Annotated in this window: 1 protein-coding gene and 1 pseudogene; one reads left to right on the forward strand and one right to left on the reverse strand. The window is 72.1% G+C overall.

Annotation, left to right across the window (positions count from 1 at the left end):
• A pseudogene (locus tag D9V41_RS16505) lies at window positions 1-285 on the forward strand (TetR/AcrR family transcriptional regulator); the annotation flags it as partial.
• A 20-nt stretch (window positions 286-305) separates the two neighbouring features.
• Here D9V41_RS16505 and D9V41_RS18695 read toward each other — a convergent pair.
• Entirely contained in the window at window positions 306-416 is a 111-nt protein-coding gene (locus tag D9V41_RS18695; protein WP_424922807.1) for a biotin/lipoyl-containing protein, read from the reverse strand.
• Window positions 417-426 lie beyond the last annotated feature (10 nt).

The raw sequence follows: 426 nt of genomic DNA on the forward strand, positions 1-426 counted from the left end.
GACTTCGCACTGTCGCACCCTGCGCTCATCGTGGTGCAGGAGCGCGAGTGGTCCAGCCTGGACGCCGAGGCGCGCGAACGGGTCCGCCGAACCCAGCTCGCCTACATCGACGTCTGGGTGCAGGTCGTGCGCGAGCTGCGCCCCGAACTCGACCGCGCCACCGCCCGCGCTGCCGTGCAGGCCGCGTTCGGTCTGCTGAACTCCACACCCCACAGCGCCCGGCTCAGCGCGCCCGCGATGCGCTCGCTCCTCGCTCGGATGGCCCGCTCCGCCTTACTCGGGTAGGTCGGAGCGGGCCCAGCCCCTCAGCGGATCACGAGGAGGAGGTCGCCGCCCTCGACAGGTCGCGGCCCGTGGAAGGCGAGGCGCTCGACCGTCCCGCCTCGCGGAGCAGTGATCGTCGCCTCCATCTTCATCGCCTCGATC

This window comes from Aeromicrobium phragmitis (assembly GCF_003674095.1).
GTDB classification, from domain to species: Bacteria; Actinomycetota; Actinomycetes; order Propionibacteriales; family Nocardioidaceae; genus Aeromicrobium; species Aeromicrobium phragmitis.